Raw genomic sequence first — 21,740 nt, 5'->3', positions numbered from 1 at the left:
CCAGGAGGTGGTGCTGCAGTTTGTCTGCAGCCCTCTTCCTGGCACAAACAATAATAGTATGGAAGATTTGTTTGATGATGAACTAGACCTTGTACCGGAAGGATATAGGGAATATAAGCGAAAGCATGGCAGGCACTTCTCCGAAGGACTTGCTGACTTTGCTGTTGGCAGAATGAAAGGAGAAGATGGCAACGAGATCACACCGATGACCAAAGAAGACGTAGATAAGCTGCTGTTAGAGTTTGGCGTAGAGGTGAAGCATGCCAAGGAGCACGACACTGTCTTCGTGGCAAACATGGGATTGGCCGACTATCTGGGTGAGAGTGTTCCAGATTTGGAGCATTTGGCTAAGTATATCAAGAACGTGATTGACGATCCTGACGGATATGAGGGCATCGCTTTTGCTCGCTGGCTGATGGATGTGTGTGTCATGAGAGTAGAGGTTCCATGGGATGAGGTGATGTAACCATGCAAGTACAACTGATAGACATAGACGGATGGTGGCTTGTGACGGTGATATACCTACCACGTCAGGAGGATATGAACACCATGGTTCAGATCATGGATAGAATTGGATGCCCAGACAAGGATATTATGGAGTCATGCAGGCTGTTGACAGAGGAATGGAACAAAGGGGTCACCTTTAGCAATCCTCGGTTACGCAGGAGCGTGATGGTGATTGGTCGCTCGGAGAACTGGGAGCAGTTCTTTGACACAGTGCTCCATGAAATTAGACACGTCACAGATGACATTATACGTGCCTATGACATCATGAACTACGGAGAACCACCAGCATATACTCAGGGTTACCTTGGAAGACGGATGGCGCCCATGATAAGAAGGCTTGCTTGTCCTTGTTGTGGAGGAAAATAAAAAAGACGGTGTACCAGCTTCACAGCTAACACCGTCACGCTAATATCGAACAACTGGCCATTGCACTAAGCCAGTATAGGAAATCAACCAAACACATAGACACGAAAAAGCCGCACTACGTGTTGTCTAAGTCTTGATGGTGACTCCGAAGATGTTTCCATTCTCCGACACGGTTGCGGCTATCTTCACACTATAATATAAGTGTTCTGACTGCTATGTCGGAAACCACAGGCCATTATGTGCGACCTGCGGAATCCTATTTCCATCAAAATTTAGACGGGGCAAAGGTACAAAGATATTTTGAAATGCACAAGAGAGAATGGCTGGAAATCATGTTTTTTTCTTTGAAACAGGCTCTATTCTGTATTCTACGTAGGTATCACAGTCAAACGAACTACTTCTGTTATGACCGTATTTTCTCAAATGCCCATGGCAGTTCATTTTTCCATCTTTGACGGAACCAGACTTTACAGCCTCAAAAATCAGATTGCTAATATCAATTATCTTTGTATCACAGTCTCTGTTCGGACACCCCACCCTTAAAACGTACTTGTCTTCAGGTCCTAATGTGACATTGACTGCAAACTCTGTATATTCCTTCCCCTGAAAAAATGGTGTAGCAACAACCATTACCACTTCCACGTTCGGGTTTAGTTGTGAAATGGTGGATGCTGCCTCCTTCTTCAGCCAATAAATATCATTGTTTTAATTTTTTTTAAGATTTGATTATTGTTGTATTTGCTATTTTTGCAGAAAAGAATATCATCACAAAATATGATCACAGGTATTGGAAAATACTGGAAGTGGTTCCAGATTACAAAAAACACAGGAATTTGTGTGGGTTTTTATCATTACAAACAGTTGAATAATAGGTGGGACTATGAACTCCTTCCAAGGCTGTCCGTTGGAAAACTCCCGATGGGTGGAGATGCAATATACAATCTCCGTCTCGATTTCTGGAGTTTCTCGTTTGCCATTGATATAGAAACATCCTATGAAACTTAACGAAAAGAGCAAAACATTTATCCTATGAAACTTAACGAAAAGAGCAAAACATTTATCAGGCAGTTCCTGAAAGAGACACGTCCGGTGTATGATCAAGTCATGAGTGAATTGAGCCAGACAAATCCAAGGGAGTTTGAAAGGCTACACGCAGAAAGCGTGGAACTTGACCTATAGGACTATCGCCTGGCGAAACTGGCGAATATTTCTATCAGTTCGGTGTACCTTGCCTTTTCGTCTTTTGAGAGGGCAAGGCTGTTGAGTAGGGCTGTAATCCTCTCAATCTGAGTGCTTGCAAACTCAGGTTCAATGAGTATGTCGTTAACAACTATCTTTGTCAAATCTATGTAGAGCTTGACAAATGTAATTCTCTCTTCCTTTGAAAATTTCTTTGTATCCATAATTATTGTTTGTTTGATATAACCTGTTTGTATAATTTATGTTGAGGCTGTTCAAGAAACCTTTCGTCACACCACTAACATCCTCTTGGAAGTTCTTTAATGTTTGAGTCACTTAAGAAGAAACTGTCGATAATGTCAAGGATGTAAGCCCAACATTCTGTTATTGTAAACATATCTATTTCGAATAGTGGTAAATCCTCGAATGGAACTTTATCCACATTTGGATGAAGCAGATTGAACACGATGACATCTGGAAGTGGGTGAGTGTTATTCTTCATATCTCTAATTTGTTTACGATAAAAAGATACACCCTCTCTTATCCATACATCACAGGCAAAACTTTCGTCTTCATCTTCATAAAAACGTCTAAAACCAAGTTGAATATGAACTTGATCAACAACAGAACATATTCCAAATTCCACTAAAAACGCAATAATAAAACTGCTGTTGTTCCAGATAGCCCTGTCACTTCTGTTTTCTTCTATAAATCCTTTTTCGTTAAAAAAGTGTTGCATTCCCACCGCAACAGTTCCTATGCGGGCTAATAATGTTTGAGGTAATTCGTTCATAAATATACTCTATCTATTTTCAAAAAAATCCCCTATTTCGTTTTCTCTATTTGAATCTTTTACACTCCAAGACATAATAGTATCTTTATTTACTTCAACAACGAGAACATCAGCCTTCCTTTCGTTAGACAAAGCGAAACACACTTCGTCAATCCTCCAATTATCCTTATCTGTTGATATTAGGAAGAGATTATCCGAAATTTGAACTTTCTTTTTTGCCTTACTTATAATTTGCTCAACCAAAATATAAGGTAAGCTATTCACTGATTCAGTGATAAATAATAAATAGTTTTTCATTCTTTCTTTAATTTTGATATTATTCTCCTTTCATTTGCTTGTAATATGCGGTAAATGCTTCGCCAAGGGCCTGATAAAGTTTCATGGCAATCTCTAAAGCCTTATCATCTTTGCCCTGCATCGCTTTGAGTACAGTTATCTCCTTCTTCAAAGATTCGTTTTCTGCTTTCAAAGCATTCACCATACCTATAGAATAGTTTCTATCATCATTCCCTCCAAACATGTCACCCTCTCCTTTTAAGAGCCAATATGGGTTTATTTCAGGGTATCGAGCAACAATTTTGATTAGAACATCTTCTGATAGCGATTTTGCCTTTTCCCATAAGCCGTTTGAAATACCAACTTCTTGCTCAAAAGCCCTTACTGACATGTTTTTAGCATCTCTTAGTTCGTTAATTCTATCTTTTATATCCATGTAGTTAAAATGTTAATTAATCTTATAAATAGAACTTATTCTATTGCAATCATTAGAATTTATTCTATCTTTGCACCATAAAGTTAAATAAATTATTCGATAAATCAAAATTTATGGAAGGAAAAGAGCAGAAAAAGTCAATGCTGGGTATTCTCTCTGAGTTGGAGATAGGAGCCGTTCACAGCTTTCCTGCAGCAAAGACTAACAGCGTAAAGTCAATGTGTTCCACATTCGGGTTTCAATGGGGGAAAACGTTCAAGACATCGCTTAACAGGATGCAGCGGACGATTGAAGTAACACGGGTATCTTAAAAAATAAAGATAAGGAGTATGGATCTGAACGATATCATGTATTCAGAGAACGCTGCCAATATTCAGGTGGTCATCAACGCTGCCGATCTGCGCAAATGCTTTGAGGACTTCACGGCCTGGGGAATGCAGCGCATTAAAGAACGTGATGAGCCTCAATACTACACCAGGGAGCAGCTTCGTGATGACATCCTACATGTCAGTGACCCCACCCTGCTGCAGTACCGTAAGAAGGGACTAATACCAGAGCCTACAGTTATTGGTCGTAGAGTGCTATACGACAAGGCAAAGGTGAGAGAAGCACTACAGAGTAATCGTAAACTACAAAAATACCTATAGTTATGACAACAAAAGAGACCATACAGATCTATGCATTCGTGGTATCCGTCATTATGGGATTCATCGTACTGATAGGACTGGCAGGAAGGCTGGAGTATAATCAAATCGAGATGGAGCAGGATGAGGCTACAACTGTGACTTATGTAGCGGAGATAGATTCGCAGTCATTGGACCCACAAATGATGCGCTAATGATAACACCGAGACTAACAAGGAGAGAACTGAAGGCCAGGCTGCACGAACATTACGCTGACTTATATCAACGCAGTCACTTGATGAGCCTACTGGCCTTCGAGGAGACATGCAGAAGAATACACATAACAGCAACTAAAATAGCGTCATGGGAAAAAGCACAACAGCAAAGGCAGTAAAACGCTGTCTTACGTGTAAACATGCGAGACTGCTGCAGCATGGTAATAACCCCATCATCGCAGAGTGTCTTATGCATCCACAACCCTGGAACACAAAGTTCCCATACGAGCGTGAGGTGGCCAACTGGCCCAACAGTTGTTCTGACTATGTAGTAAACCTCAAAAATAAGGAGATAATAAGATTATGACCGGATGGTATAAACAACAGCGCAGCCTGCCTGAAAGAGAGTGGTTCAAGGAACCTACCCTTGTCCAGCTTTATGTGGCACTGAAGTCATTGGCATACGTGGCCGATGGACGCTTTGAGGGTACCATCATCCGCAGAGGAAGCTGTCCTACAACAAGAGCTGACCTTTGCGAGATAACGGGCATGAAGCGCATGACGCTAGATCGTTGCATGAAAAAACTGATTGCTTACGGTGAAATTATCGTTAAAGCGAACAACAGATTTAGTGTTATAACTATTTGTGATTATGATAGTTGTGGTGGTATAGAAACCTTATTTAGTGCAACGGATGATACAACCAATGGGATAGCCAATGGGACAACCGTTGAGACAACTGATGGGACAACACACCTATTAACTATAGAAGGAAGATATAAAGATAATCTTAGAAGTCTTAATAATCCTTCTAAGATGGAGAGAGAGGCGAGAGATGTGGCCTTAGAAGCAAAAAAAAGGTATAACAAGACTTTTGATGGAAAGTTGCCTCCATGCATCCGTCTGACCATGCCGACAAGAATGATGGTTGAGGAGTGTATCAAACGATATGGCATGCAGAGCATTGACATGGTCTTTGAGCAAGTATTGGCAGAGCCATTCAGCTTAGGGAACAACAAAACAGGCTTCATTGCCAGCTTTCAGTATATCTTCTCGCCCAAAAACTACCAGCAGTATTTGGAGCGGTGGCAGCTGGCGAAGAAGAAAGGGCAAGGTCAGGAGAAGAAGAGTGTAGGAGTAATCGAAACACCACCTGAAGACAGTCGATCAATCGCTGACAAGTTGGAGCAACGTAAGCAGACTCTGATGCAGATGGTAGAGTTAGTCAAGGCAAACCCAAAGAGTTCAGCAAGAGCACCCCTGGTCAGTGCCTACAACAGCGGAGAACTGCAGAGGTTTGGAATATACTGGACACCTGACAACGAAGAATAACATTTAACAAAAAAAACATATAGACATGATTAAGATTATCACAACCAAGAAGTATAACGCAATGGTAGCAGAGCTGGAAAGCGTGCAGGCCGAGCTAAAAAAACTGAGAGGCGAGTTACTTAACCTGCATGCCTTGCATAGAGGTGACTGGAATAAGCACATGTATGAGCATGACAAAATGCATGATGAGATTGAAGACCTGAAGAAAAAGTTAAGCAAGTCGGAACATGAGCGCAAGACTGCTGAAGCCAAACTTAGAAAACTGACGGGAGGTAATAAATGAATCATACAGAGAGCAGAATACAGCAGCAGTGTATAGCATGGTTTAGAGCAGAGTATCCTGAGTTTACAATGCTTTTGACACATGTAGCCAATGAGGGTAATGCTCATAGCAGAGTATCGGGAGCCATCCATAAGGCTGAAGGAACCGTAGCAGGAGTTGCAGACCTGATATTATTCGCAGCAAGCGATGTGGGAATACCCTACAAGGAGGGTGTAGTTCTTCTGCGCCATTACCACGGCCTTGGAATCGAAATGAAGACAAAGCTGGGCAAGCAGACGCAGCAACAGAAGGACTTCCAAAGGATGTTTGAGGCGGCAGGTTTTATGTATGTCGTTATCAGGAGCCTAGAGGAGTTTCAGGAGGTGATAAGAAACTATATCAAAGGCATTAAGGATGACACAAGAAAAGAGATACGTGACGCTAATCGTGCCAGACTCAAAGAGCAGGAAGACCGTGAGAGAGAGAAATTTTATAAAGTTATAAACAACAAAAATAAGAAATCATGAGAAGTAGAACAGCAAACTGGTTCCTCTGCAAGATTCGTTATGAGAAGACGATGGAGGACGGCATGGAAAAGAAAGTAACTGAACAGTTCGTAGTCAACGCTCTTAGCTTTACGGAGGCTGAGGCTAACATCATCCATGAGATGCAATCATACATCAGTGGTGAATATAATATCGAGGAGATTGATAGGTGTCCCTGGGGTGAGGTTTTCTTCGATGATAAGGAGAATAGCGACAAGTGGTATAAGAGCAAGCTACAGTTTATCACCATCGATGAGAAGACAGAAAAGGAAAAGAAGACAACAGTCAACTACCTGGTGCAGGGTGCAACACTAGAAGAGGCCCGCAAGAACATTGATGAGGTGATGGGTGGCACCATGATTGATTATACCATATCTTCGGTTAGCGAGACCAAGATCCTGGATGTGTTCGAAGTAATTATGGATAAGTCATGAAACCGCTATACGTCATCACGGCCAAAAACAGACTGACGGGAGAGCGTGAGCCAATATCGGCCAAGTGCACAAGCGAAGTTACCTTGAAGCACATGCTGAAGAGGTATCTTCGCATCCCCGCCAAGAAGCGCACACATACGAGACCTGTAATTACCATCGTACAAGAAGATATTTTCAAGTAAAATGCCATTCAAAGTAACATTCAAAATATACGAACCAGGAAAGAAGGCACCAAATATCACGGCCTTCGATGCTAAGTATGCAAAGATAGAACTTCGCAGCCTGCAGAACAAGATGCCATTGGCACGAATGACGGTTGACGTTGAGCCAATAAACCTCACAAAGGAAGAGGAGTATGTCTATCTAATCTACAGGTATCTTAAAGCAAGTGAAAAGTATGTGGCAGACGGCAAGAAAAGAGCCGACCTTGACGCATGCAAATCTCTTGCCTGGAGCATTGACGAACAGAACCACAAGATAAGCCAGCAACTGGATCACAACCCAGAGCTTCTTAAACAGAAGGAAGGAACACCTGGATATAAATTCTTCCGAGACGTTATAACATGGCGTTTCTGCTGGCACAACTGGATGGACTCCCGTAAGCGAAACGACATAGACAAGCAGACGAAGAAGGAAGTAACGAAGGAATACTTCGAGATGGAAGACGAAATAAACAGGTACGTCAAGAAATTCATTGGACTATGATTATAGGGCTTATAGATGTCGATGGGCATGCAAAAAAGAAAAAATGGGGCGCAACAATCTATCCAAACATCGCACTTGGAAAGATTGCCAGGTGGCATCGCAACCATGGTGATACGGTAGAGTGGTACAATCCTTTGCGGACAGAAAGACCTTATGATATTGTATATATGTCCAAGATATTTAACTTTTCACCTGACTATGGCTATATTATCAGTAATGCACGAAATGTCATTAAAGGGGGAACGGGATATGACATTAAAAGTGTTCTTCCAAAAGAAATAGATAGATGTCAGCCTGATTATAGCATTTATCGAAATATACCAAAGGACTATGCATACGGTTTTCTGACCAGAGGATGCCCGAATAAATGCCGTTGGTGTGTGGTGCCAAGGAAAGAAGGGCGCATCGTTCCCTACATGGACGTGGACGAGATAGCCATTGAGGGGCGCACGAAGTTGGTGCTCATGGATAACAACATCCTTGCGGCTGGCGATTATGCCAAGCAGCAGGTTCAGAAGATTATCGAAAGAGGTTATCGAGTGGACTTCAACCAGGCACTCGATGCAAGACTCGTTACAGATGAATGGGCACAACTACTTGCAAAGGTCAAGTGGCTCGACAAGAACCGCATCCGCTTTGGTTGTGACACTCACAAGCAAATTGAATACTGTGAGCGGGCAATGGAAATGATAATCGGTTACGGATTTCACGGAGAGTTCTTCCTCTACACCATGCTCAACGATGACATGAACGAATGCTATGACCGCATTCAATATTGGTGGCAACGATTGCAAGACGCTCGAAAGAATCACACAGGAAACTGGGTGTATGCCTTTGCTCAACCCTATCGTGATCCAGACAATCCACACCGACCTATTCCACAATGGCAAAAGGACATGGCTGCATGGGTCAACAAAAGAGCACACTTCGTAGCACACAGCTTTGAGGAGTTCGAGCCAAGAAAAGGATTTAAATGTATAGAATACTTTAATTGTAAATGATGGAGCAGGTATATGTCAGTTGGTATAACAAGGTGGTTGCCGGAGAGATCATCAACCACAATGACATGTTTGGTATGACAGCCGTCCGCATACCTATTCAAGGTGTTCAAGCTACCGTGCTCTACACACCGCAGCATGTATATAAGACGGTACAAGAAGCATGTGGTGATTATCCCAAGCACTTCCCTACTCTTGGGGAATTTAAGCATTCTGAACCACCTAGCAACGTAGGAGCAACAATAGAAAGGGCTATCCAAGACGCAAAGCTGATACAGAAGGTACCTTCGGAAGCATGGGTAAGGCTCCAGGAGTTCAAAAAGAACCATTGGGATACAGAGCACAATCATCTTTGTATTGATGCCCTGGAGGAGTTCTATAGGCTTTGGGTGGAAGGTGTCAGCGCAAGACGCACAATGATGATGACGAAGCCTCAGCAATGTATGATGCATCAAGAAAAGCCAGCAACACCAGATGAGACTATGAACTACAAACAGATGAGGCCTCGTCAAAAGAAGGAAGTAACAGAACTAACATTATTCACTTAAAACATTAAACTATGATTATTGGATCACACGACTCATGGACGTTCCTACGTCCGAAAAGATGGTGGATGCGCTTGTTCGCTTTCACTGCACGATGTCAACAGCTGAACATCTATGACCAGTATGCAGCTGGTGCACGTTGTTTTGATCTCAGGGTTAAATTCACAAATGGAGTGCTCAAAATCGCCCACGGACTCATAGATTATGAAGTGTCTGAAACTGAAGTGATGGGCGATTTATATTACCTTAACATGCATCCAGATACATATGTAAGGGTTATACATGAGATCCGTAGTTATACAGACTGCTCTATTAATGAAGTGCGCATGTTTGCCTCCTGGTGTGCCAAGATTAAAGATTGGTTTCCTAACATCTATTTCTTTGGTGGCAACAACCTTTTATCTAAACCAAATATAGATTATGACTTCAAGACCAGGAACTTGCAGATTGACGGCAAATATGGTTCCGCAAGTGGCAGTCTCTTATACACATTATGGCCCTGGCTATATGCGAAGTTGCATAACAAAGAGAATATTATCAAAGGCACCTCCAAAGACGTGCTCATGATAGATTTTATTAGTGATGAAGATAAATAATGATCATCAGGGCACTGTTGTTACAGGAGATTACGAAGTAATTGAACTTCTGTGGGGTGGTGTCCTTATCAAAAGAAAAAACAGCTATGGCAACAATTACAGAAGATTATGTTAGTTTTAAAACTGCAAAACTGCTGAAAGAGAAAGGATTTAATGAACCTTGTAACGCTTATTGGTTTCATATGATTAATGCTGAACCAATCTTCAATGACAATATACCACGTCAGGTTTATAATAATAAAAGTGATACAATAGAGATTATAGGTTGCTCTACTCTCCAAATGGCAATGAAGTGGCTAAGAGAAGTGCATAATTTATGTATCGAACCTTATAGAACAGCTTGTGGTTATCTCTATACAATATCCAATATTCCTTATGGAAGTTGTAAATGTAATCCAAAAGAAGGTGGTAATGATGAAGATAGTGGCCAATGGACAACTTACGAAGGTGTTTGTGAAGCAGCAATAAAATATTGTCTTGAAAAGTTAGGTGAGCAGAAACCAACTCTTGATGTCGAAATTCCCTTTGGTGCAAAAGACAGCGAGTTACAAGAAGCCAGCTACAACATACCTAACGGCTACCACGCAGAGATAGAAGATAACAAGGTAGTTATTAAGCAAGGTGAGCAGAAGTTTAAGGTTGGCGATATTATTACTAATGGAAAAATCATTGGCAAGGTTGACGAAAACGAAAATAACAAGTTTCACGGATGGTTTGGTTATAATAAAGACCTTAGTGTTCATTCTGCAGATATTCCAGATGTAGAGAATTGGCATTTATGGACTATCGAAGACGCAATTGATGGTGATGTGCTTGCAACAGAAGACTGGGTATTTATATTTAAAAAGATGAATTCTAACGGAAAACCTACATGCTATTGTCATTATGATATTGAATTAGGATTCCGTATAGACACTAATTCATATATTGCAACAGGTTCTGAAATCTATCCTGCAACTAAAGAACAGCGTGACCTTTTATTTCAAGAAATGAAAGATGCTGGTTACAAATGGGATGCTGAGAAGAAAGAATTGAAGAAGATTGAGCAGATGCCTTGGAGTGAAGAGGATGAAAAGATATACACTGCAACTATATTTGCACTTGCTGGATTTATGGGCAATGAAGATAAATTGGATTGGCTCAAATCCCTCAAAGAAAGAGTACAACCACAACCAAAGCAAGAGTGGAGTGAAGAGGATGAACAATATCTTCTTGTCTGTAAGAATGCTTTAGCAAAGTATCAAATTACAGATAAATGGGATGCCCACATTATTTTTCACTGGCTTAAAAATAAGATTAAATCCCTCAGACCTCAGTCAACTTGGAAGCCGAGTGCAACTGATATAAAAGTGCTCGAAGAAGTTATTGACTTACGCGTAAATCCTATAAACTATCATGCAACTTTGCACGGAATATTGGAACAATTAAAGAAACTACAATTATTAACAATTTAAAATTCAGACAAGATGAAAGCAATTGAAAAGTTAATTGGAAAGAAAGTTGTAATTCGCTCTTACGGAGCAGGTGTATTCTTCGGCACTCTTAATGAGGTCGAGAAGTGTGAAGACAAATGGACGGTTGAACTACTCAACTGCCGCAGATTGTGGTACTGGGATGGTGCGTGCTCAATTACGCAGCTGGCTGTTGATGGAACGAAGGTACCCTCAAATTGCAAGTTTACCATTACGGAATCATCTATTGTGGTAAGCTCTGTGATTGAAATCCACGAATGTACCGAAAAAGCTGTTGAATCAATCGAAAGCGTAAGAGAATGGAAAAAATGATTGAGACGAGGCAGGAAGTATTAGACTTCCTGCGAGTTGATGAATATCCAAATGGCTATGGCTATGGCTCTGGCTATGGCTCTGGCTATGGCTCTGGCTATGGCTATGGCTCTGGCGATGGCTCTGGCGATGGCTCTGGCGATGGCTCTGGCGATGGCTATGGCTATGGCTATGGCTATGGCTATGGCTATGGCGATGGCTATGGCTATGGCTATGGCTATGGCAGAAATATAGAGGCCATTAATGGTATGGTGGTACACAGGGTTGACAATACTCAGACACTGATAGATTCCGTACATAGCAACTATGCCAAAGGACGAATACTTAACAGTGACCTCACTACGCGATCTTGTTATATTGCTAAGTGTGGTAATTACTTTGCTCATGGCGATACTCTGAAAGAAGCATTTGACGATGCAGCTGAAAAATACGAGCAGAACATGCCGCTTGAAGAAAGAATTGTAAAGTTCAACGAAACATATCCTGACCGAGACAAGAAAGTGTCTGCAAAGGAACTGTTCAGTTGGCACCATGTCTTGACTGGTTCGTGCCTTGCTGGACGAAAGCATTTTTGTGAAGAGCATGGTCTTGACTATGAGCATGGTGAGTACACGGTGAATGAGTTTATCTCACTCACACGGAACGCCTACAATGGTAGTGTAATTAGACAACTGGAAGATAGTAAGCCTTAGTGCTTACTTCTTCCTTAAAAGAATAAAGTTATGAGCGAACAAATATACCACATACTGATTACAGAGAAATGTAACTATCAATGTCCTCTGTGTTGTAATAACTTCTATGACATTGGGAACTTACCAACTGTCACGACCGATATGCTACGTGAGGCCCACACGGTATGCATCACAGGAGGCGAACCTCTTATTCATGGTATTGGAGCTATCACGGGGCTTTGTCAAGGGCTTCGTGAGCAGTACCCTAACATACAGAAACTATATTTATACACGAGTGGTCTGCAGTTATGCAACTTTTCTGGAAGCGAAATCGGTTATCTATACAGATTTATTGATGGTATAAACGTTTCCCCCAAGAGTAGAAACGGGTATCATTCTTTCGCCCGCTTTATAAAAGCCCCAATATGGAAATTAATGCCTAAGCGTTTTGCAAACAAAACCAATCGTCTCTATGTGTTTGAAGAGCAACTCAAACTTTGGGAAGAGGTCAAAAAAGAATATGATATACATCTTGATGGCACCTGGCAGGTTATAGGCCGCTATTGGGACACGACATTTAACACCCCAGACAACGAGCATTTTGTTAGATTACCAATTTTGTTTTAGATTAAAGAATAGTATGACAGATAAAGAAAAGAAGCGTTTGCATGACATTCAGAATATCCCAGTTGATGAAGAAAAACTTAGAAATGACAGGAGGAATACGGTATGACAGACAAAGTACAGAAAATTCGTGAAGAAATTGAAAAACTTCACAAAGAGTATCGCAGGAAAAAAGGTGCTTTTAATTATCGAAAGGCTTTGCGCACAGTTTTGTTTCTCATTGACACCTTGCAAAAAGAGCCTGTAAGCGAGAGATTCGCTTTTAAGGCAATTCCTCGACTACTTGAAATGATTGAGCCAACAGACAGAGCAAAAGCATATATCGCAAAACTGGCTGACGCTTTAGAGGTAGAGGGTTATTCAACTGATGCAAAAATCGTCATGGAAAGCCTTAAAATAATGAATGGCGAGAAAGTACCTATGGCTACAATGGATGAAGAGCCTGTAAGCGAGGACTTGGAAGAGGCGGCAAAACATTATTTATATAGTAATATTCTATATGATGATGTTTATGTTGGAAATCCAACAGATAAAGATTGCGTTGAAATGTTCAAAGCGGGGGCTAAGTGGCAGAAAGAGCAGTTGATGAAAGATGCTACAGAGGTCACAGTACACGTTGATGCAGGAAACTACCCGTATATCCCACAGACGGAACTCTATGACTATGACAAGGATATTCCTTTGGCAAAAGAAGGAGATAAGTACAAGGTGATTCTAATTAAGGAGAACTGACTATGAAAGCAAACGAATTGATGATTGATGATTGGGTTTACAACAAAAACATTGACAAGCCCATGCAGATATACCCTATGATATTTTCTCAGATGTTTAGGGGTAAGCCTGCTGCGACCACGGAAGATTTCAATATTTTCCCGATTCCTCTCACTACAGAGATTTTTGAAAAGAACGGTTTTGAAAAACAGTGGCAAGACGACTGTGAGTATTTTGACGATGACGAAAATTTGGTCATAACTTTTCACCCTAAAAGCTCCAACTATACAAATGGTGCATACGATTACATTGACATCGAAAAGGGGTGTTTGACAATTAATGAAATGCCAATTGCGTTTGTTCATGAACTCCAGCATGCATTAAGACTTTGCGGAATTGAAAAAACTATTGAATTATGAAACCCAAACTGATTAACTTACAAGTAATGGAAGCCAAGAACGTGATATGCGTCTGGCGGGAAGATGGTAACAATGAAAACCAGGATTTTGGGTGTGGTATCGCTTGTGATACCGCAGTGGGCAATTACATGATCCCAAGCCTGATCGCTATTGGTGTGTTTGAGGACGGAACAACAAAGGCTGGCGGGCTGCATGGGTTTAATACCATCAACGAGGATGATGGATATGATGGAATGTTTTTGTATAATCAATTTTGTTACCAGGTTAATTTGGATGTTGCAAAGGCTTTTGTCCGTGGGCTTATTTGCTGTGGCGAATACAAGGACGAGGAGTCTGCCAAGGCTGGTGTCATAAAGGATATGAAATTGGCGGGTGTTAAGATTACCGATGATGCAATGGTATATCTTGCGGGTAATCTGAATCATGTAAGGATTAAATTTATATAATATAAATGTTTAAGAAATGGACAAGGCAGAAGATAGAGCATTAGAAAGATTTCCTGTGCATGAAGGTGCAAGCAAAGAATGGATAGAAATGCACCTTAAAGGTGTTTGCGCAGAATATATTGAAGGCTACCACCAAGCTGAGAAAGACAACGAACTTACTTGGGAAGACTTGAAACTATTGCAGGATATATCCCACGAAGTATTTGCAGAAGTAGTAAATGGGAATGTTGATTATTATCAAATTTATCCAACTCAGCAATCATTTTTAGAAGAAGTATTGAAACGATTTAAGGATTTGAAGAAATGAATATACTTAGCAAAATTAAGGAAATAATCTACAAAGTCAAGGACTACGATAGATTGGAAAGCGACTACTGCACCGTGCTCGACATGGTGACGGGTGCAAGGCTCAGCAAGCCTAACTACACGATGGATGCCGTGCGTGAAGCGTTTAACGAATTTCTCGACGAGCACGACAAGGAAGTATTGAAACGATCTGAAAATTTGAAGAAAGAACCCATACAGTTCAAGCAGGGCGATGTTTTATATGCCCCCAAATATAATATATGGGTTATATGGGATGATCGCAAAGATACAGTAATCAACTGCAACGACTTTAAATTGTTTATTGGTCACCATTCTGATAGAATCACCGTTGAAGACATGCATGTGGCATCTAAACAGCAACGGTCGCAACTAATACAGATGTTGAGAGAGAAAATTTCTATTACAGACGAAAAATCGGTATTTGCAGACGAAATAAAGTCGGCACTGAAGACCATTGAGAAATAAATAAAGAACGAAAATATGGAAGACGTTAATATGGAATATCAGGAGATAATAAAACAAATGGAAGAAGGCACGCTAGAAAGAGTTAAGCGTGACTGGGAACAAACTGAGGCTTCCCGAAAGGATAAAGAGAGAAGGTTGCATCCAGGTCTCCTTGCACAGCTTGACGTATCAAAAGATTGGCAATCTGTGATGGAGAAGGTTGTAAACGAGATGGCACAAGAACAAGAAGTTCTATCGATCCTTCTTATTCTAGAGCTGGCCATCAAGAACGATCTTACCATCAAGCAAGCCTGTAGCATGTTTTGTGTGGAGTATACTGATGACATGTCGCAATTATTCAAGCAGAGCACAAACCTAAGTATATCATGTACGATGGGTCTGCGAGTAAGGCCTGAGCCGTTATACATTCCAAAAGAGGAGTGGGATAAAGTCGCACAACACATGATAGAAATACTAAGACTGAGATTACTTAAAAAAGCATCCCGAAATACGATGGTTTAACGAGTAGTGGAAGAACCGAGAAGGAATGATAAAACCAACAAACAACCGATTATATACAAACAAAGAACAATGAATAAGTATTACCAAAGCCACATTGAAGAGCGGAAGGCTTACCAACGTGAGTACCAGAGGCTCAGGAGAGAACGAGAACGCAGGGCATTAGCCAAGAAAGCGATGAATATTATTAAATTAAAACCAAGAGACGGAAGAATATGAGTAGCAACGGAGTATTTGAAAGTCGGTGTTTTCCGGTCACCGAGGAAAACGAAAGAAAACAACGGGTCTATATAAGTGGCCCTATCAGTGGCCACAACCCAGACGAACAAAGAGAAAAGTTCAAGATAGTGCAAGAGCGATTAGAGTTTCTTGGCTTCGAGACTTTCAACCCAATGGAAAACGGCCTGCCACCTGAGTCGAGCACGGCCGACCACATGCGCAGAGATCTATCAACGCTATGCCGAGAAGAAGACCCTTTCGATATCATCTATATGATGCAAGGATGGACGCACAGCAAGGGCTGTAAGACTGAGTTTGACTGCGCAACAGCAATCGGTCTTCGGGTAATCTTTGAGGATGTAGTAATGGAATTAGCCACTAGAGAAAATGTTGGCTATGTGCCAACCAAGTTCAAATAATTATTAACCCTTAAACAAAAACAACAATGGAATTTATTAATTTTATTAATTACACAGGCACTAAGACCGTTAAGGCATGCCCAATGAGTCGTAAGACTGCAGAAGAATTTATTGGCCGCAAGGTCTACAAAGACAGTGATGAACGAGAAGACGAGGAAGGATATCTTGTCAGGTACGTTGACGGGTATCAGAGTTGGTCACCCGCTAAGGTGTTTGAAGAGGCATACGCTCGATCACAAAGTCATCTCGACAGGATGATCATCGAACACAAAGAGTTGAAAGACCGCTACCTGAAAGGACGTGATTACTCATTCTCGCAAGCGGCTAATAACATGTCAGTCAAAAAGATTAGTCTATTAAAACAGCAGCTGGATATAATGGAGCGATACTTGTATGTCTTGACGGAGAGAATTTCCATCGAAGAAAAAGAGATACTGCCAACTCGCTCTGATAATAAGGCCAATCCTGCGTAACAAAAAGAGTCCCACTATCTTCACAGACGGTGGGACTCTTAGTTACAATAATCTAAAATCTAAAAACCTAATTTATAACTAAACCTATATATGACTAGAATGAATAGCTTCCACCGAAGCCTATGAATATGTCTGATTTTCCATGGATGAGGCCATAGCCGGCCCCACCCTGCAGTCCCCAGGAAAAACCACGCTGAGGCTTAGGCTTAGGCTTCTCAAAAACGTATATATTCTTGCGATAAACATGTATGCTGTCCAGATGAGGTTCATAGCCAGACACCCATGCACGATATGTAGAGTCATCGGAGTATTCCTTCTGTGTGATGGGTATCTCTACAGGGATAGAGTCATAGACGATACTATCCCCAACGTTGAGACTGTCTTTCTTAATTGGTAATGTCTTTGTGATATAGCGTACCACAATGCTGTCAACAGGTACAGGTTTGCGATACTTGACTGTATCAACGATTGTGGTATCGTTGATGATGCCATCACGCTGACCGACACTACTACGACCCGCCATGAATACACAGAAGAGGACAAAAATGCCTAATATCGTATAAACATACTTCATAGTGTGCCTGCGTATTTAATGATGCCATCAACGAGCATACGTGAGATAGAATAACGACCTGTCTCACTAAGCATGTAGTCAACGTCCCATTTGTTATCCTGGAAACCCATCTCAACGAGACAAGCAGGGCATTTTGTATTCTTCAGGACATAATAATCGGCCTCTTTATCATGATCGCCATCGGTCATGTCCGTGCGTATGTATGACTGATTTCGACCATAGATGCCACGCTCCTTACCTCGTTCCATCAGCCCCTTATAGTCAACGAGGTGATGGACTGCACTGTCATACAGATATTCTGCCAGCTTGTCACTATTTGTTTGGCCTCGGCTTGTAAAGATGGTGATACCGCCTGCGTTATGCCATGCCTTCTCACCTGCAGCAGCGTCACAATGCAAAGACACGTAGAAGCAGTTATCAGGTCCGTATTTGTCAGCCAGCGCATTAATCACCTTGACACGGTAAGCCAGCTCACGACTTTGCTGCACCTTCCATGTTGTAGCTTGCATCTCTGGTGCAGGCTTCAATGGCTCGTAGTCAACAAACACTTCATAGCCGAGAGCTTCCAACTGCTCTCGTACCATCTTAACCATATCACGACTATACACCGCCTCAACCAATCTTCCATCAGGCGATGAGTTGCCGCTATTATTCAAGTGGGCCGTGCCCAGGAATATCTTCTTAGCCATTTACCTTTTGTCCTTTTGATTCTTGGTATTTCTTCACGAATGGTAACTTCTCAACGAACTGAACTTGTAGGATGTAAAGCAGGATGTCCACAAATTTGTACGTGGCCGTTCCTTCCTTCAGCATGCCTCTCCAATTCTTTAATATGTTGGTACCAAAGACCCACACTGCAATAAAGCAAGTATATTTCACGCAAAGGATAGCCTCAGGGTCATTATGCATAAGATGCCCGATTAGAAACTCCAAAGCCACTATAGCGAGGAAGATGGCGCAGAAAACGAAGAACATACTTGCCTTCTTCCATGACCAAGGCTCTCCGTTTGCCCTGGCATTGGCGATACCGAAAATGAGATTGACCGTCAGTAGCATCAGCATGGCCAACATGAAATCACCAATCGGTGATAGTATGCTTGTCACTAGGCCAACTGCTGTTAAAATCAGGGTCTTCAGTTCGATGATAAGATTATTCATAGTTAATGTGATGATTAAAACAAGTACAAAGGTAGTTATACGACCGTTTAATTAATTCACATTATTTCCATCAGCACCCACGTACTTACGTCATTAGGATTAATTAACAATTAAAAATAAGAGAAAAGATTATCTTTGCATATGAAATTCATAAAGCTATTCCCATGTGTCGTGAGACAGATCTTATTTTTTTGTAGTTTAGTTACTGTTGCAGGACTCATTTGGGTCCTGCTATTTTATTTTGAGGTGATTTTGAGGTGATTTTATAAAATTGAGTTAAACAAAAACTCCGAAACCCTTTGTTTATCGGAGTTTCGGAGTTTTACTCTGAGGTGCCTGGCGGATTCGAACCGCCGTAGACGGTTTTGCAGACCGTTGACTAAGCCACTCATCCAAGGCACCATTGCTATTTTGCGAGTGCAAAGGTACTACTTTATTTCGGGATTGCCAAATTTTTCCACCACTTTTTTCTTCTCACAGGCTTGTTTTCTTTCAATTTTGTTTTTTAGGTCGCATCCCGTGCATCCATAGCAAGGATCGCGGTGGTCAACAAACACCCGATAGATGCGCCATGAAGCATAGACCAAAGCCAAGAGCAGCAATACAAAAACCAAGACCTCTTGCATAGTGATATATAATAAATATAGTTCGCGTTCCTTTATATTATCTATGAATGGCTATCAAGGGACTTATATGATCTTGTGGAAGAATGTGCTGATGGCATTCATCATCTTTGTGGGATGCGACGCATCTTCGATACATGCAGGATTCACCACAGCACGGAGTCCGCGTGGAATGATCTTCACATCGATATCTGTACCCATCATGGTGGGATCGCCATCATAGTGCACCGCCCCCTCTTTCTCGCGATGGATATGTATCTGGCGAGCCTGGAAGGTCTTGATGCGAGAGTTGTTGGGCAGTGTCTTTGCAAACATATCAAGGGCAATGCCTGGCGCCTCCAGCACACTGAATGGCTCCATGATGATGACATCGAGAAGACCATCCTGCATCGATGCCCCCGGAGCAATATACGCATTGTTGCCATATTGGGCAGCGTTGGCACAAGCTATCAGAAATGCCTTATAGCTATGCGTACCCGTCTCGTCGCTCACCGTATAAATATCGGGATGATACTTCAACCCCTCTTTCAGCACATTCTCGACGTAGGTTGTCAGCCCGCGTTTGCCTGCCTCGGCGAACTTCAGCGAGATGAAGGCATCAAATCCCATTCCACAGGTGCAGAAGAACGGGTGACCGCCCACCGTCCCATAGTCAAAGGCATCGATGTTTCCCTGATTGATGATCTCCAATGCCCCCTTCATATTCATCGGAATACGCATGTGTCTGGCCAATCCATTGCCAGAACCACAGGGAATGATGCCCAGCGCAGTGTGCTTGCCGGTTAAGGCACTTGCCACCTCATTCACCGTACCGTCGCCTCCCACTGCCACACAGATATCGACACCATGAGCAGCACAGTCGCTGGCTATCTCTGAAGCATGGCCTGCACGCTCGGTCTTAATCAGCGTCCACTCGAATCGGCGGTTGTCGATGACCGATGATATCAACCCCTCGAGCCCCTCTTTCGAATGAGTCCCCGAGATAGGATTAACGATGAATACGATCTTTCTTTTCTTGTCTTGCATGTCTGCAAAATTACAAAAATAAGAGAGAATAGAAGGAGAATTAATAATAAAATTCACGAAAAAGAACTTTTATTAAAAAAAAATGGCACGTTTTACAGAATTTTGTGTAACTTTGCAGCCTGTAAAAAAGCAAATACCTATAAACAAGAATATGGGACAATTACAAGAAAGATACAAATCGTATCGCATACCTCAGGAAGCAATGGCAAAAGGAATCTATCCTTATTTCCGTGCTATCACTGGCAAACAGGGAACTGAGGTTGAAATGGGAGGCCACAAAGTTCTGATGTTTGGCTCTAATGCCTACACAGGTCTTACGGGCGATCAGCGCATTATAGACAAGGCCAAAGAGGCTTTGGATAAATATGGCACAGGTTGCGCAGGAAGTCGTTTCCTCAATGGCACACTTGACATTCACATCCAGTTGGAGAAAGAGATTGCCAAATTCATTGGTAAAGACGATTGTCTGTGTTTCTCTACAGGATTCAGCGTGAATCAGGGTGTCATCCCTGCCCTTCTGAGCAAAGACGACTTTGTGATTTGCGACGATCGCGACCACGCTTCTATTGTTGACGGTCGCCGTTTGGCCTTTGCCAAGCAACTGCACTACAAGCACAACGACATGGAAGACTTGGAGCGCGTGCTCCAAAAGCTTCCTCAGGAAGCCATCAAGCTCATCGTTGTCGATGGCGTATTCTCTATGGAGGGTGACCTCTGCAAACTGCCTGAGATTGTCAAGCTGAAGCACAAGTACAACTGCTCTATCATGGTTGACGAAGCTCACGGTGTAGGCGTATTCGGCCGTCAAGGTCGCGGTGTCTGCGACCACTTCGGTCTCACCGACGAGGTTGACCTCATCATGGGCACCTTCTCCAAGTCACTGGCTTCTATCGGTGGTTTCATCACAGCCGATGCCGACACCATCAACTGGTTGCGCCACACTTGTCGCACCTATATCTTCTCTGCCTCAAACACACCTGCAGCCACAGCTGCTGCTATGGAGGCCCTGCACATCATTCAGCAGGAGCCAGAGCGCATCGAGAAATTGTGGGATGTCACTCACTATGCCCTGAAGCGTTTCCGCGAGGAAGGTTTCGAGATTGGCGACACCGAGAGTCCCATCATCCCACTCTATGTACGCGACGTCGATAAGACATTCCTTGTCACCGCACTTGCCTTCAACGCCGGTGTGTTTATCAACCCCGTCATCCCTCCTGCCTGTGCACCTCAGGACACACTTGTTCGCTATGCACTGATGGCCACACACACCAAAGAGCAGGTCGAACGGTCGGTAATTGCACTGAAAAAGATCTTTGTTGAACAAGGAATCATAAAATAATTGCGGAAAAATTTGCAAGGGTCACAAAAAATGTGTACCTTTGCATCCGCAAAAACGAGGTGTAGCGCAGTTGGTAGCGTTCCTGGTTTGGGACCAGGCTGTCGCAGGTTCGAGTCCTGTCACCTCGACAAAAGCAAAAAGAAAGCCGTTAA

At 42.3% G+C, this 21,740-nt stretch carries 38 protein-coding genes and 2 tRNA genes; 29 read left to right on the top strand and 11 right to left on the bottom strand.

Annotation, left to right across the window (positions count from 1 at the left end; genetic code table 11):
- The first annotated feature begins 58 nt into the window (after positions 1-58).
- Positions 59-466 carry a hypothetical protein gene (locus L6472_RS06060; protein WP_237807791.1) on the top strand — a complete coding sequence of 136 codons (408 nt, stop codon included), beginning with the start codon at positions 59-61 and terminating at the stop codon, positions 464-466.
- Positions 467-468: 2 nt separating this feature from the next.
- Positions 469-873 (top strand): hypothetical protein, encoded by a 405-nt coding sequence (locus L6472_RS06055; RefSeq protein ID WP_237807790.1) that lies wholly within the window; start codon positions 469-471, stop codon positions 871-873.
- Positions 874-1,203: 330 nt separating this feature from the next.
- On the opposite strand, the gene L6472_RS06050 is transcribed toward L6472_RS06055, so the two are convergent.
- Positions 1,204-1,503: a hypothetical protein gene (locus tag L6472_RS06050; RefSeq protein WP_237807789.1), complete on the bottom strand. Its 300-nt coding sequence runs from the start codon at positions 1,501-1,503 to the stop codon at positions 1,204-1,206.
- 144 nt (positions 1,504-1,647) lie between these two features.
- Between L6472_RS06050 and L6472_RS06045 the strand changes: the two genes are divergently transcribed.
- The gene (locus tag L6472_RS06045) at positions 1,648-1,878 is read left to right on the top strand and encodes a hypothetical protein (protein ID WP_237807788.1); all 231 of its coding nucleotides are present in this window, start codon (positions 1,648-1,650) and stop codon (positions 1,876-1,878) included.
- A 176-nt stretch (positions 1,879-2,054) separates the two neighbouring features.
- Here L6472_RS06045 and L6472_RS06040 read toward each other — a convergent pair whose 3' ends face one another.
- The 4 genes from L6472_RS06040 to L6472_RS06025 form a co-directional block, all read right to left on the bottom strand.
- A complete protein-coding gene (locus tag L6472_RS06040; RefSeq protein WP_237807787.1) occupies positions 2,055-2,276 on the bottom strand; it encodes a hypothetical protein in 222 nt (73 codons plus the stop codon).
- A gap of 74 nt (positions 2,277-2,350) precedes the next feature.
- A complete protein-coding gene (locus tag L6472_RS06035) occupies positions 2,351-2,845 on the bottom strand; it encodes a hypothetical protein (protein WP_237807786.1) in 495 nt (164 codons plus the stop codon).
- Between the two features lie 9 nt (positions 2,846-2,854).
- Positions 2,855-3,142: a hypothetical protein gene (locus tag L6472_RS06030; protein ID WP_237807785.1), complete on the bottom strand. Its 288-nt coding sequence runs from the start codon at positions 3,140-3,142 to the stop codon at positions 2,855-2,857.
- Positions 3,143-3,161: 19 nt separating this feature from the next.
- A complete protein-coding gene (locus tag L6472_RS06025; RefSeq protein WP_237807784.1) occupies positions 3,162-3,557 on the bottom strand; it encodes a helix-turn-helix domain-containing protein in 396 nt (131 codons plus the stop codon).
- Positions 3,558-3,886: 329 nt separating this feature from the next.
- Between L6472_RS06025 and L6472_RS06020 the strand changes: the two genes are divergently transcribed.
- The 24 genes from L6472_RS06020 (at position 3,887) to L6472_RS05905 (ending at position 16,868) form a co-directional block, all read left to right on the top strand.
- Positions 3,887-4,204, top strand: coding sequence for an AlpA family transcriptional regulator (locus tag L6472_RS06020; protein ID WP_237807783.1), 318 nt, complete (start codon positions 3,887-3,889; stop codon positions 4,202-4,204).
- Positions 4,205-4,206: 2 nt separating this feature from the next.
- Positions 4,207-4,395 (top strand): hypothetical protein, encoded by a 189-nt coding sequence (locus L6472_RS06015; RefSeq protein ID WP_237807782.1) that lies wholly within the window; start codon positions 4,207-4,209, stop codon positions 4,393-4,395.
- Positions 4,396-4,543: 148 nt separating this feature from the next.
- Positions 4,544-4,762 carry a hypothetical protein gene (locus L6472_RS06010; RefSeq protein ID WP_237807781.1) on the top strand — a complete coding sequence of 73 codons (219 nt, stop codon included), beginning with the start codon at positions 4,544-4,546 and terminating at the stop codon, positions 4,760-4,762.
- Positions 4,759-5,727 carry a hypothetical protein gene (locus L6472_RS06005; RefSeq protein ID WP_237807780.1) on the top strand — a complete coding sequence of 323 codons (969 nt, stop codon included), beginning with the start codon at positions 4,759-4,761 and terminating at the stop codon, positions 5,725-5,727. The genes L6472_RS06010 and L6472_RS06005 overlap by 4 nt, the downstream gene beginning before the upstream one ends.
- A 25-nt stretch (positions 5,728-5,752) precedes the next feature.
- Positions 5,753-6,010, top strand: coding sequence for a guided entry of tail-anchored proteins factor 1 (locus L6472_RS06000; protein ID WP_237807779.1), 258 nt, complete (start codon positions 5,753-5,755; stop codon positions 6,008-6,010).
- Positions 6,007-6,516 carry a hypothetical protein gene (locus L6472_RS05995; RefSeq protein WP_237807778.1) on the top strand — a complete coding sequence of 170 codons (510 nt, stop codon included), beginning with the start codon at positions 6,007-6,009 and terminating at the stop codon, positions 6,514-6,516. The genes L6472_RS06000 and L6472_RS05995 overlap by 4 nt, the downstream gene beginning before the upstream one ends.
- On the top strand, positions 6,513-6,968 hold the full coding sequence (locus L6472_RS05990; RefSeq protein ID WP_237807777.1) for a DUF4494 domain-containing protein: 456 nt from the start codon (positions 6,513-6,515) through the stop codon (positions 6,966-6,968). The genes L6472_RS05995 and L6472_RS05990 overlap by 4 nt, the downstream gene beginning before the upstream one ends.
- Positions 6,965-7,150: a hypothetical protein gene (locus L6472_RS05985; protein WP_237807776.1), complete on the top strand. Its 186-nt coding sequence runs from the start codon at positions 6,965-6,967 to the stop codon at positions 7,148-7,150. Before L6472_RS05990 ends, L6472_RS05985 begins: the two co-directional genes overlap by 4 nt.
- 1 nt (position 7,151) lies before the next feature.
- Positions 7,152-7,673, top strand: a complete 522-nt coding sequence (locus L6472_RS05980; RefSeq protein WP_237807775.1) for a hypothetical protein — start codon at positions 7,152-7,154, stop codon at positions 7,671-7,673.
- Positions 7,670-8,674 (top strand): radical SAM protein, encoded by a 1,005-nt coding sequence (locus tag L6472_RS05975; RefSeq protein ID WP_237807774.1) that lies wholly within the window; start codon positions 7,670-7,672, stop codon positions 8,672-8,674. The genes L6472_RS05980 and L6472_RS05975 overlap by 4 nt, the downstream gene beginning before the upstream one ends.
- Positions 8,671-9,219 carry a hypothetical protein gene (locus tag L6472_RS05970; RefSeq protein WP_237807773.1) on the top strand — a complete coding sequence of 183 codons (549 nt, stop codon included), beginning with the start codon at positions 8,671-8,673 and terminating at the stop codon, positions 9,217-9,219. The genes L6472_RS05975 and L6472_RS05970 overlap by 4 nt, the downstream gene beginning before the upstream one ends.
- A gap of 11 nt (positions 9,220-9,230) precedes the next feature.
- Positions 9,231-9,812, top strand: coding sequence for a hypothetical protein (locus tag L6472_RS05965; RefSeq protein WP_237807772.1), 582 nt, complete (start codon positions 9,231-9,233; stop codon positions 9,810-9,812).
- Between the two features lie 86 nt (positions 9,813-9,898).
- Complete coding sequence (locus L6472_RS05960) at positions 9,899-11,266, top strand: hypothetical protein (RefSeq protein WP_237807771.1); 1,368 nt, start codon at positions 9,899-9,901, stop codon at positions 11,264-11,266.
- A gap of 12 nt (positions 11,267-11,278) precedes the next feature.
- The gene (locus L6472_RS05955; RefSeq protein WP_237807769.1) at positions 11,279-11,596 is read left to right on the top strand and encodes a hypothetical protein; all 318 of its coding nucleotides are present in this window, start codon (positions 11,279-11,281) and stop codon (positions 11,594-11,596) included.
- On the top strand, positions 11,584-12,288 hold the full coding sequence (locus L6472_RS05950; RefSeq protein ID WP_237807767.1) for a hypothetical protein: 705 nt from the start codon (positions 11,584-11,586) through the stop codon (positions 12,286-12,288). Before L6472_RS05955 ends, L6472_RS05950 begins: the two co-directional genes overlap by 13 nt.
- 30 nt (positions 12,289-12,318) lie before the next feature.
- Positions 12,319-12,894: a hypothetical protein gene (locus L6472_RS05945; protein WP_237807765.1), complete on the top strand. Its 576-nt coding sequence runs from the start codon at positions 12,319-12,321 to the stop codon at positions 12,892-12,894.
- A gap of 102 nt (positions 12,895-12,996) precedes the next feature.
- Entirely contained in the window at positions 12,997-13,623 is a 627-nt protein-coding gene (locus L6472_RS05940) for a hypothetical protein (RefSeq protein ID WP_237807762.1), read from the top strand.
- 2 nt (positions 13,624-13,625) lie between these two features.
- Complete coding sequence (locus L6472_RS05935; protein ID WP_237807761.1) at positions 13,626-14,021, top strand: hypothetical protein; 396 nt, start codon at positions 13,626-13,628, stop codon at positions 14,019-14,021.
- Positions 14,018-14,467 (top strand): hypothetical protein, encoded by a 450-nt coding sequence (locus L6472_RS05930; RefSeq protein WP_237807760.1) that lies wholly within the window; start codon positions 14,018-14,020, stop codon positions 14,465-14,467. Before L6472_RS05935 ends, L6472_RS05930 begins: the two co-directional genes overlap by 4 nt.
- Before the next feature lie 16 nt (positions 14,468-14,483).
- The gene (locus L6472_RS05925; RefSeq protein WP_237807759.1) at positions 14,484-14,774 is read left to right on the top strand and encodes a hypothetical protein; all 291 of its coding nucleotides are present in this window, start codon (positions 14,484-14,486) and stop codon (positions 14,772-14,774) included.
- The gene (locus L6472_RS05920) at positions 14,771-15,259 is read left to right on the top strand and encodes a hypothetical protein (RefSeq protein WP_237807758.1); all 489 of its coding nucleotides are present in this window, start codon (positions 14,771-14,773) and stop codon (positions 15,257-15,259) included. The genes L6472_RS05925 and L6472_RS05920 overlap by 4 nt, the downstream gene beginning before the upstream one ends.
- Positions 15,260-15,274: 15 nt before the next feature.
- Complete coding sequence (locus L6472_RS05915) at positions 15,275-15,760, top strand: hypothetical protein (protein WP_237807757.1); 486 nt, start codon at positions 15,275-15,277, stop codon at positions 15,758-15,760.
- Positions 15,761-15,972: 212 nt separating this feature from the next.
- A complete protein-coding gene (locus L6472_RS05910) occupies positions 15,973-16,395 on the top strand; it encodes a DUF4406 domain-containing protein (RefSeq protein WP_237807756.1) in 423 nt (140 codons plus the stop codon).
- Positions 16,396-16,421: 26 nt separating this feature from the next.
- Positions 16,422-16,868: a hypothetical protein gene (locus L6472_RS05905; protein ID WP_237807754.1), complete on the top strand. Its 447-nt coding sequence runs from the start codon at positions 16,422-16,424 to the stop codon at positions 16,866-16,868.
- Positions 16,869-16,962: 94 nt separating this feature from the next.
- Here the strand turns inward: L6472_RS05905 and L6472_RS05900 are convergent, their stop codons facing one another.
- From L6472_RS05900 to L6472_RS05875, 6 genes are all read right to left on the bottom strand, one after another.
- Positions 16,963-17,442, bottom strand: a complete 480-nt coding sequence (locus L6472_RS05900) for a DUF6808 domain-containing protein (protein ID WP_237807752.1) — start codon at positions 17,440-17,442, stop codon at positions 16,963-16,965.
- Entirely contained in the window at positions 17,439-18,131 is a 693-nt protein-coding gene (locus L6472_RS05895; RefSeq protein WP_237807750.1) for an N-acetylmuramoyl-L-alanine amidase, read from the bottom strand. The genes L6472_RS05900 and L6472_RS05895 overlap by 4 nt, the downstream gene beginning before the upstream one ends.
- Complete coding sequence (locus L6472_RS05890; RefSeq protein ID WP_237807749.1) at positions 18,124-18,600, bottom strand: hypothetical protein; 477 nt, start codon at positions 18,598-18,600, stop codon at positions 18,124-18,126. Before L6472_RS05890 ends, L6472_RS05895 begins: the two co-directional genes overlap by 8 nt.
- 330 nt (positions 18,601-18,930) lie before the next feature.
- A tRNA-Cys gene (locus L6472_RS05885) sits at positions 18,931-19,002 on the bottom strand.
- A gap of 26 nt (positions 19,003-19,028) precedes the next feature.
- Positions 19,029-19,226, bottom strand: a complete 198-nt coding sequence (locus tag L6472_RS05880) for a FeoB-associated Cys-rich membrane protein (protein ID WP_237807748.1) — start codon at positions 19,224-19,226, stop codon at positions 19,029-19,031.
- Positions 19,227-19,289: 63 nt separating this feature from the next.
- On the bottom strand, positions 19,290-20,249 hold the full coding sequence (locus L6472_RS05875; RefSeq protein ID WP_237807747.1) for a diacylglycerol kinase family protein: 960 nt from the start codon (positions 20,247-20,249) through the stop codon (positions 19,290-19,292).
- A gap of 151 nt (positions 20,250-20,400) precedes the next feature.
- Between L6472_RS05875 and L6472_RS05870 the strand changes: the two genes are divergently transcribed.
- Positions 20,401-21,588, top strand: coding sequence for a pyridoxal phosphate-dependent aminotransferase family protein (locus tag L6472_RS05870; RefSeq protein WP_237807746.1), 1,188 nt, complete (start codon positions 20,401-20,403; stop codon positions 21,586-21,588).
- A gap of 55 nt (positions 21,589-21,643) precedes the next feature.
- Positions 21,644-21,716: transfer RNA gene (locus L6472_RS05865), tRNA-Pro, on the top strand.
- Positions 21,717-21,740 lie beyond the last annotated feature (24 nt).

Source organism: Prevotella sp. E13-17 (assembly GCF_022024035.1).
Classification (GTDB): domain Bacteria; phylum Bacteroidota; class Bacteroidia; order Bacteroidales; family Bacteroidaceae; genus Prevotella.
The sequence above is the reverse complement of the archived record's forward strand: the minus strand, read 5'-3'. Positions and strand labels throughout refer to the sequence as shown.

Bases quoted from the DNA above. Each gene is read 5' to 3' on its own strand.
- L6472_RS06060 (WP_237807791.1), top strand. From the start codon at position 59: ATGGAAGATTTGTTTGATGATGAACTAGACCTTGTACCGGAAGGATAT.
- L6472_RS06055 (WP_237807790.1), top strand. From the start codon at position 469: ATGCAAGTACAACTGATAGACATAGACGGATGGTGGCTTGTGACGGTG.
- L6472_RS06050 (WP_237807789.1), bottom strand. From the start codon at position 1,503: ATGGTTGTTGCTACACCATTTTTTCAGGGGAAGGAATATACAGAGTTT.
- L6472_RS06045 (WP_237807788.1), top strand. From the start codon at position 1,648: ATGATCACAGGTATTGGAAAATACTGGAAGTGGTTCCAGATTACAAAA.
- L6472_RS06040 (WP_237807787.1), bottom strand. From the start codon at position 2,276: ATGGATACAAAGAAATTTTCAAAGGAAGAGAGAATTACATTTGTCAAG.
- L6472_RS06035 (WP_237807786.1), bottom strand. From the start codon at position 2,845: ATGAACGAATTACCTCAAACATTATTAGCCCGCATAGGAACTGTTGCG.
- L6472_RS06030 (WP_237807785.1), bottom strand. From the start codon at position 3,142: ATGAAAAACTATTTATTATTTATCACTGAATCAGTGAATAGCTTACCT.
- L6472_RS06025 (WP_237807784.1), bottom strand. From the start codon at position 3,557: ATGGATATAAAAGATAGAATTAACGAACTAAGAGATGCTAAAAACATG.
- L6472_RS06020 (WP_237807783.1), top strand. From the start codon at position 3,887: ATGGATCTGAACGATATCATGTATTCAGAGAACGCTGCCAATATTCAG.
- L6472_RS06015 (WP_237807782.1), top strand. From the start codon at position 4,207: ATGACAACAAAAGAGACCATACAGATCTATGCATTCGTGGTATCCGTC.
- L6472_RS06010 (WP_237807781.1), top strand. From the start codon at position 4,544: ATGGGAAAAAGCACAACAGCAAAGGCAGTAAAACGCTGTCTTACGTGT.
- L6472_RS06005 (WP_237807780.1), top strand. From the start codon at position 4,759: ATGACCGGATGGTATAAACAACAGCGCAGCCTGCCTGAAAGAGAGTGG.
- L6472_RS06000 (WP_237807779.1), top strand. From the start codon at position 5,753: ATGATTAAGATTATCACAACCAAGAAGTATAACGCAATGGTAGCAGAG.
- L6472_RS05995 (WP_237807778.1), top strand. From the start codon at position 6,007: ATGAATCATACAGAGAGCAGAATACAGCAGCAGTGTATAGCATGGTTT.
- L6472_RS05990 (WP_237807777.1), top strand. From the start codon at position 6,513: ATGAGAAGTAGAACAGCAAACTGGTTCCTCTGCAAGATTCGTTATGAG.
- L6472_RS05985 (WP_237807776.1), top strand. From the start codon at position 6,965: ATGAAACCGCTATACGTCATCACGGCCAAAAACAGACTGACGGGAGAG.
- L6472_RS05980 (WP_237807775.1), top strand. From the start codon at position 7,152: ATGCCATTCAAAGTAACATTCAAAATATACGAACCAGGAAAGAAGGCA.
- L6472_RS05975 (WP_237807774.1), top strand. From the start codon at position 7,670: ATGATTATAGGGCTTATAGATGTCGATGGGCATGCAAAAAAGAAAAAA.
- L6472_RS05970 (WP_237807773.1), top strand. From the start codon at position 8,671: ATGATGGAGCAGGTATATGTCAGTTGGTATAACAAGGTGGTTGCCGGA.
- L6472_RS05965 (WP_237807772.1), top strand. From the start codon at position 9,231: ATGATTATTGGATCACACGACTCATGGACGTTCCTACGTCCGAAAAGA.
- L6472_RS05960 (WP_237807771.1), top strand. From the start codon at position 9,899: ATGGCAACAATTACAGAAGATTATGTTAGTTTTAAAACTGCAAAACTG.
- L6472_RS05955 (WP_237807769.1), top strand. From the start codon at position 11,279: ATGAAAGCAATTGAAAAGTTAATTGGAAAGAAAGTTGTAATTCGCTCT.
- L6472_RS05950 (WP_237807767.1), top strand. From the start codon at position 11,584: ATGGAAAAAATGATTGAGACGAGGCAGGAAGTATTAGACTTCCTGCGA.
- L6472_RS05945 (WP_237807765.1), top strand. From the start codon at position 12,319: ATGAGCGAACAAATATACCACATACTGATTACAGAGAAATGTAACTAT.
- L6472_RS05940 (WP_237807762.1), top strand. From the start codon at position 12,997: ATGACAGACAAAGTACAGAAAATTCGTGAAGAAATTGAAAAACTTCAC.
- L6472_RS05935 (WP_237807761.1), top strand. From the start codon at position 13,626: ATGAAAGCAAACGAATTGATGATTGATGATTGGGTTTACAACAAAAAC.
- L6472_RS05930 (WP_237807760.1), top strand. From the start codon at position 14,018: ATGAAACCCAAACTGATTAACTTACAAGTAATGGAAGCCAAGAACGTG.
- L6472_RS05925 (WP_237807759.1), top strand. From the start codon at position 14,484: ATGGACAAGGCAGAAGATAGAGCATTAGAAAGATTTCCTGTGCATGAA.
- L6472_RS05920 (WP_237807758.1), top strand. From the start codon at position 14,771: ATGAATATACTTAGCAAAATTAAGGAAATAATCTACAAAGTCAAGGAC.
- L6472_RS05915 (WP_237807757.1), top strand. From the start codon at position 15,275: ATGGAAGACGTTAATATGGAATATCAGGAGATAATAAAACAAATGGAA.
- L6472_RS05910 (WP_237807756.1), top strand. From the start codon at position 15,973: ATGAGTAGCAACGGAGTATTTGAAAGTCGGTGTTTTCCGGTCACCGAG.
- L6472_RS05905 (WP_237807754.1), top strand. From the start codon at position 16,422: ATGGAATTTATTAATTTTATTAATTACACAGGCACTAAGACCGTTAAG.
- L6472_RS05900 (WP_237807752.1), bottom strand. From the start codon at position 17,442: ATGAAGTATGTTTATACGATATTAGGCATTTTTGTCCTCTTCTGTGTA.
- L6472_RS05895 (WP_237807750.1), bottom strand. From the start codon at position 18,131: ATGGCTAAGAAGATATTCCTGGGCACGGCCCACTTGAATAATAGCGGC.
- L6472_RS05890 (WP_237807749.1), bottom strand. From the start codon at position 18,600: ATGAATAATCTTATCATCGAACTGAAGACCCTGATTTTAACAGCAGTT.
- L6472_RS05880 (WP_237807748.1), bottom strand. From the start codon at position 19,226: ATGCAAGAGGTCTTGGTTTTTGTATTGCTGCTCTTGGCTTTGGTCTAT.
- L6472_RS05875 (WP_237807747.1), bottom strand. From the start codon at position 20,249: ATGCAAGACAAGAAAAGAAAGATCGTATTCATCGTTAATCCTATCTCG.
- L6472_RS05870 (WP_237807746.1), top strand. From the start codon at position 20,401: ATGGGACAATTACAAGAAAGATACAAATCGTATCGCATACCTCAGGAA.